This window comes from Photobacterium minamisatsumaniensis (assembly GCF_050336695.1).
Classification (GTDB): domain Bacteria; phylum Pseudomonadota; class Gammaproteobacteria; order Enterobacterales; family Vibrionaceae; genus Photobacterium; species Photobacterium minamisatsumaniensis.
Genome location: NZ_JAKJSI010000020.1, coordinates 142,436 through 148,435, shown reverse-complemented (window position 1 = coordinate 148,435; position 6,000 = coordinate 142,436). Strand labels below are relative to the sequence as shown.

General features: G+C 44.1%; 3 protein-coding genes. All 3 read left to right on the top strand.

All coding sequences use genetic code 11. From position 1 onward, the window contains the following. Window positions 1-70: 70 nt before the first annotated feature. The 3 genes from L4D78_RS11410 to L4D78_RS11400 all read left to right on the top strand — a co-directional run bounded on the left by L4D78_RS11410 (window position 71) and on the right by L4D78_RS11400 (window position 5,501). Complete coding sequence (locus L4D78_RS11410) at window positions 71-1,057, top strand: hypothetical protein (RefSeq protein WP_428467034.1); 987 nt, start codon at window positions 71-73, stop codon at window positions 1,055-1,057. 156 nt (window positions 1,058-1,213) lie between these two features. Beyond that, the gene (locus L4D78_RS11405; RefSeq protein WP_428467033.1) at window positions 1,214-4,171 is read left to right on the top strand and encodes an ExeM/NucH family extracellular endonuclease; all 2,958 of its coding nucleotides are present in this window, start codon (window positions 1,214-1,216) and stop codon (window positions 4,169-4,171) included. A 10-nt stretch (window positions 4,172-4,181) separates the two neighbouring features. Beyond that, window positions 4,182-5,501, top strand: coding sequence for an endonuclease (locus tag L4D78_RS11400; RefSeq protein WP_428467032.1), 1,320 nt, complete (start codon window positions 4,182-4,184; stop codon window positions 5,499-5,501). Window positions 5,502-6,000 lie beyond the last annotated feature (499 nt).

The window sequence follows — 6,000 nt, the reverse complement described above, 5'->3', positions numbered from 1 at the left end:
TAATTATTGGGTGGATAAGTATGCCTTGTAGTTACCGATTACCTAAGGGTGATCAAAAAAGGAAAATAAAATGAAAAAGACTGTTCTTGCCCTAGCTTGCGCTGGCTTGTTTGGGGGCGCAGTTAGCTCTACTGCATCTGCTGTAACGCTTTACCAATCGAATGATGGCGATTACGTCCAAATGAATGGCCGTGTTGAAGTTGGAGGTTGGTTTGGTAAACGTCGTAATGACAATGGTGAAAAGTGGACTTGGTATCAAGGCTACGTTGACGATACCTTTGGCGACTTGGCGTTTAAAGCACGTACTGGGGATATCTACGGTGTATTCGATTTTGACTTTGAACGCACACCTTGGACAGTCGATAACGAATTTCAGATTGTACTTGATAAAGCCTATGTGGGCTGGGAGTTTCTTGACGGTCATTTCGTTGAGCTTGGGCGCAATGATACTGCGTATGATGACTTTGACAGCCACGGTGACTTTTCTATCAATGAAGCGGTAGAGGTCAAAGAAGCGGGCGATCAGGATAATACTGTTAAATACCATGGTCAGATAAATCACTGGGCAATGGGTGTTTCTTACTCATTAACGGGTTGGGATGAGCACTTAACCGATTCACGCGAAGGGGCTGTTCTGAATGGTTATCTAGGTTATTTTGCTGATAGCTGGACGTTGCTTGCTGGTGCAGAAACAGTTAAAGAGCATGGCGAAATTTATTCATTACATGGCACCTATCATCTTGGCCAATGGGATTTTGGTGGCTTGATCTCTTATGCCGACCGCAATGAAGTAAACGGCTATGTTTCGAAAGATAATACCATTGGTGTTGCATCGGCCGCTTATCAACTTACCCGTCAAATTCAGCTTGTCGCTACTTATTCAAACATTAATTACAAAGAAGAATACCAGTATTACAGCGAAGAACAGCTTAGCGATGATTGGTTCACCGCTGGCGTTAATTTCCAGTATCGCCCCAATGTACGCTTAGCTGGTGAAGTCGTGACAGGTGGCGAGCAAGGTACATTCGCCTATAGCAAGGTTTACTTCCGCTTCTAATACAACAGACCCTTGATGGATGCTTACGTTATAGAGACTAACGGTTATAACACCGTCGTTTTATATCTGTGCTCGGGGGGAATCACTACGCCCAGCACTCAGCTACCAGCTGAAATTTCCTAGGTGCGTAGTGACGTAATAATTAAAGGTTAATGAATGAATTTATTTAGATATTCCGCAGTAATGCTGGCGTTAATCGCGCCGCAAGTTAATGCGGATGTGTTTATCTCGCAGGTTGTTCATGCGGGAAGTAATAGTAAAGCCATTGAAATTGCCAACAGTGGTGATCAAGCTGTTGAACTCAAAGGCTACGAGTTATTTACCATCCGTGATGGCGTAGCCGATCATAACAAGCCATATGTGGCGTATGCGTTAGATGGAGTAACACTGGAGTCCGGTGAAGTGTGGGTATTGGTTCGTTCAGACGCGGGCGGAACTCATGGCGCAGAACTTAAAAAAAAGGCGAGTGAACTAGCAAATTCTCAGGTATTGAATTTTAACGGCAATGATCCGATCACATTACGCAAAAATGGTCAGATCATCGATATCGTTGGCGAAATGAATGGTGTTGAGTTTCTCCCTCGAGAAACTTGGGTACGTAGAGAAGCGGCTTGGCACGCCCAAACTGACTATAGTCGTGGCGACTGGAGCGCTCTGAAAGAAGGCAGCATCGATTATCTGGGTCAACTAGCCGATCCAGGCGATGAGCCTGAGCCGGTTGAACCAGACTTCGACCAAGTAGCAACTATTATGGAACTGCAAGGGGAAGGTTTCCATTCTCCATATACTGATCCAGATAACTACAAGTTCTATTCTGATGAGACCTTTAAGGTTAATGGCATTGTTACTTATGTCCAGTCATCTAATGGCGTATTATCCCGCGGTTTTTATATTCAGGATCAACAAGGTGGCGGTAACGCTTGTGCTTCAAGTGGTATTTTTGTTCATGGTGCAACAACAGGGCTAAGTGTTGGCGATAAGGTCGATGTCTATGGCAAAGTGCAAGAATATTATGGTGCGACTCAGCTCTCCGTCGGTAAAAACCCGATCATTAAAACAGGGACTGGCAACATTGAACCAACGGCACTGCGCATAGGAAATTGTGAGGTTGATGGGGTTGCAGAGAAGGATAACTTTGAGATCACGTTAGAGCGCCACGAAGGTATGTGGGTGAAATTGGACAAAGATACAGACATGAAGGTTGCACGTACCTTCGGTTTTGACTTTGGCCCATTTCGCAACAACATGGTTGCCAGCTACGGAGCTGTGAATTATCACCCGAATCAGAAATATGCCCCAGGCTCTGAAGATGCGATTGCGGTATCTCGCAGTAATAAGCAGCGTCGCCTGTTCATTGAGTCGCCGAAAAAAGCACCAAATGGTGTTATCCCTTGGTATCCAGAGTTTGGTACAGACAATGGCACTGGCACGACGGATGACTATATTCGAGTCGGTGCGACAATCGACGGGATGGAAGGCTTTATTGGCTTCTCACATGATGAATACCGTTTGTTTGTTACTAATAAGGCTGACGCCAGCTTCTTTAATCATGAGGGCATAGAGCGAACCGAGCACCCTGAAGTGAAAGAAGGTGATATTAAAATTGGCGCCTTCAATGTCCTAAACTACTTCACCTCACCTTTTGGTGGTGCGAGTAATCCGTTAGAGCAAAACCGTGGTGCTGATAATGGTGATGACTTCCAAGTGCAAGGAGATAAGCTCGCAGCTGCGATGCTGGCGATTGATGCTGATATCTGGAGCTTCTTAGAGGTTGAGAACAACGGTTACGACTATATGTCATCGATTGTTGAAATTACTCGGAGACTAAACGAGCAGCTGCCGCCTGAAAAACACTACGCGATAATGCGCCACCCAGAGATGAAAACGGTTGGCACTGATGCAATCAGCACGAAAGTGATTTATCGCCCAACGGTGGTTAGCCTTGAACGTGCCGAAGTGATTGAAATGCCTGCTCAACATGTTCCGGCGCGTTACTGGCCTGAGGGTGTTGAAGCTAAATCAGCGTTTCAGCGCCATTCTATGACCGGAGTATTTACTGTTAACGGTAACGGTGAGCGACTGATCCTGTCTTCTAACCATTTTAAGTCGAAGGGCTCTGAGTGTTGGGAAGATCACGACATGGAAACAGGTGAAGTCGTTGATGCTGATGAACAAGGCCAGTGTGAGAACTTCCGTGTTTCGGCGGCTTACACGTTAGCTGAAGCGCTTGATGAGCTGGATGGTCATAAGATTATTCTAGGTGATTTAAATTCCTATGCCCATGAAGACCCAATCATGTTGCTGACCAACTCAGCACCTGAAGGGTATGAGATCAAAGCGGCACGCAATACCTTCCTTGGCGGGAAAGAATTACATGGTAACGATGGCGCACTCTTCAACCATACCCCATATAACTACATCGATATTATTGCCAAATTGCACCCTGATGGTTTTAGTTATTCTTACAGTGATACTGTTGGTAACCTCGATTATGCGCTGATTTCACCAAGCCTATTGCCACATGTTGTTGATGCTACCGAGTGGAATATTAACTCACGTGAATCAACGCTGTTTGAGTACCCAACCAAGAATACTGGCAAGTTTGGTAAATATGATGACCCATTCCGTTCATCGGATCATGATCCTGCGATATTGACGCTGGACTTTTTACCAAGCGTTAAATTGGGCAGTAAAGTTCAATTACCGGAATCACCCATTAATATGCCAAGTGAGAACCGTCCGAGCGAAGGTGAAACCTTTACCGCTGTGGTTGATCTCACTCTATTAAACCGAGCGTATTTACAAGTTGGTGAAGCCGTGCAGGTTATCATTGATGATCGCAATATTTATGATGTGTCGACCTATTCTCGTAGCCAAATTCGACGCTTAAGCCGAGCGGATATTCAACGCGGTTGGGTGTCTATCGACTTGGTTAATGTAGGCGCTGGCGAAAGTCGGGTGACTTACTTGTATAACGGTCAGATCGTTAATGATCGCCAGTTGATGATCAAAGAGAAAGAAGCTGCCTACAGTGGCGGTGCTGTGAACATGTTGTTGTTAATGGCACTGGCATCGCTTGCGTATTTACGCCGCCGTGGTCAAATTGGAAAATAAGGATAAGGTTATGACATTTAAAAAGATCCTTGCAGCCGCAGCGTTGTCATTACTTGCCGTGGGATGCTCGAAAGACCACGAGGAAGAAAATACCATGCTGGTCATTGAGTTAATGACTGACCGAGCTGCGAACGAAATTTCATGGGAGTTGTATGACGGTGATGCCAAATTGATCCGCCAAGGCAGCGGGTACGACAATGAAACCTACTATGAAATTCCAGTTGCTCTTCAACCACAGAGTTACCGTTTTGTACTGAAAGATATTGGTAAAGACGGGATTTGCTGTACCTCTGGTGCTGGCAGTGTAACGTTAAAGCTCGATGGTGAAGTGATCGCTCACGTTTCAGATGTGGTTCACGTTATAGATGAAGATAATCAGGCGGGTTATGATAACCAGCGTTTTATTGATGAATATATCAAACGCTTTGATGTTGCGGGTTATTCCGGGCATTTGGCCAAAGACTTGCGACCAGAGTATGAAAATGCAGAAGGGTTGCGTGGCTACGAGCTGAAAACAGCGCTGCATCAGATTGTGAAAAAAAGCCATCAGAGCCAGCCAGCAGATAACATCAATGGCTTTATCGCACAGAACGATCTTGATTTTTATTACGGTGACAAGGACGGAAAATATTTGGTAGATATTTTCTCGAAGAATCCGAAAGGGGTTGATTCATATAATTACGAGCCAGATATAAGTCAATGTAGCAATATATCGCATGATACTGAGTTGTTAGAAGAAGGTATCTGCTATGCCTATTCTCAAATGTTCCGCCCTGAGATGATAAAGAGTCGTTACCGTAAGGATATGGAAAATGATATTCATCATATCTTCGGGACGGATCAATATATTAACTCTTTGCATAACACAGATAATAATAACGCGAAGCCTTTTGGTTGGGTTGACCCTTATGCTGTTATCGAAAAAGGGCTAAATGGTACCCAGATTGGTTATGGGCACCCTGAATTTGGTAAACGTAATTTCTTTGTATTTGAGCCGATCAATGAATTCAAAGGCGATATTGCGCGAGCAATGCTTTACTTTGCAGTTCGATATGAAGATGTTGTGGTTAGCTGGATGGAAGACTTAAGTAATAATCATAACTCAGCGGGTCGAATTCTTGATGGAAGCGATGATCAATTCTTTCAAACATGGCAACTTCGTACATTAATGCGCTGGCATGAAGGCGATCCGGTTAGCCAGAAAGAGCGTGATCGCAATGATGCCGCTGAAAAATACCAAGGTAACCGCAACCCGTTTATTGATCACCCTGAATTGGTTGATTTAATCTGGCGTGTTGAGGGTAATAAACCTTGGATTGATAATGAATAGCCGACAAGTTAATCGGCGGTTGATTATCAAATCAGAGAGATAAAGGAAAACTATTATAACAGCCAGCCTATTCTAGGCTGGCTATTTTATATCGTTCGTAAATCGTATATTTAATTTATACATTCCCTACTGATATTTTTGTATTTATCAATAACCGTGACTGACGGATGTTGCTCAACGGGTACGCTGAAGTAATAATCCGTGAATATGGGGATTGTTTTGTACGGGCGTTTCATAAGGGGTAGCTGTTGATGTATGAGGGCTAGTGGTTTGAGTATAGGAGCTAGCTTGTATTAGCTGGCTCAGTACGATCACTCTGAGCAGGATGAAAAAGATAATGAAGAGCGGAATGGTATTGGACATAGGCATACCTCGCTAGATGTGTGGAGTACTATAAATACTTCAGGTTAAATTTTACCAGTCCTTATGTTGCATATCAAACTCATAATGTGGGGACGAATCAAACTTTTATTATCTAAGCGGAATAATATGCTGACTG

Coding starts and splice junctions, on each gene's coding strand:
- L4D78_RS11410 (WP_428467034.1), top strand. CDS start 71: ATGAAAAAGACTGTTCTTGCCCTAGCTTGCGCTGGCTTGTTTGGGGGC.
- L4D78_RS11400 (WP_428467032.1), top strand. CDS start 4,182: ATGACATTTAAAAAGATCCTTGCAGCCGCAGCGTTGTCATTACTTGCC.
- L4D78_RS11405 (WP_428467033.1), top strand. CDS start 1,214: ATGAATTTATTTAGATATTCCGCAGTAATGCTGGCGTTAATCGCGCCG.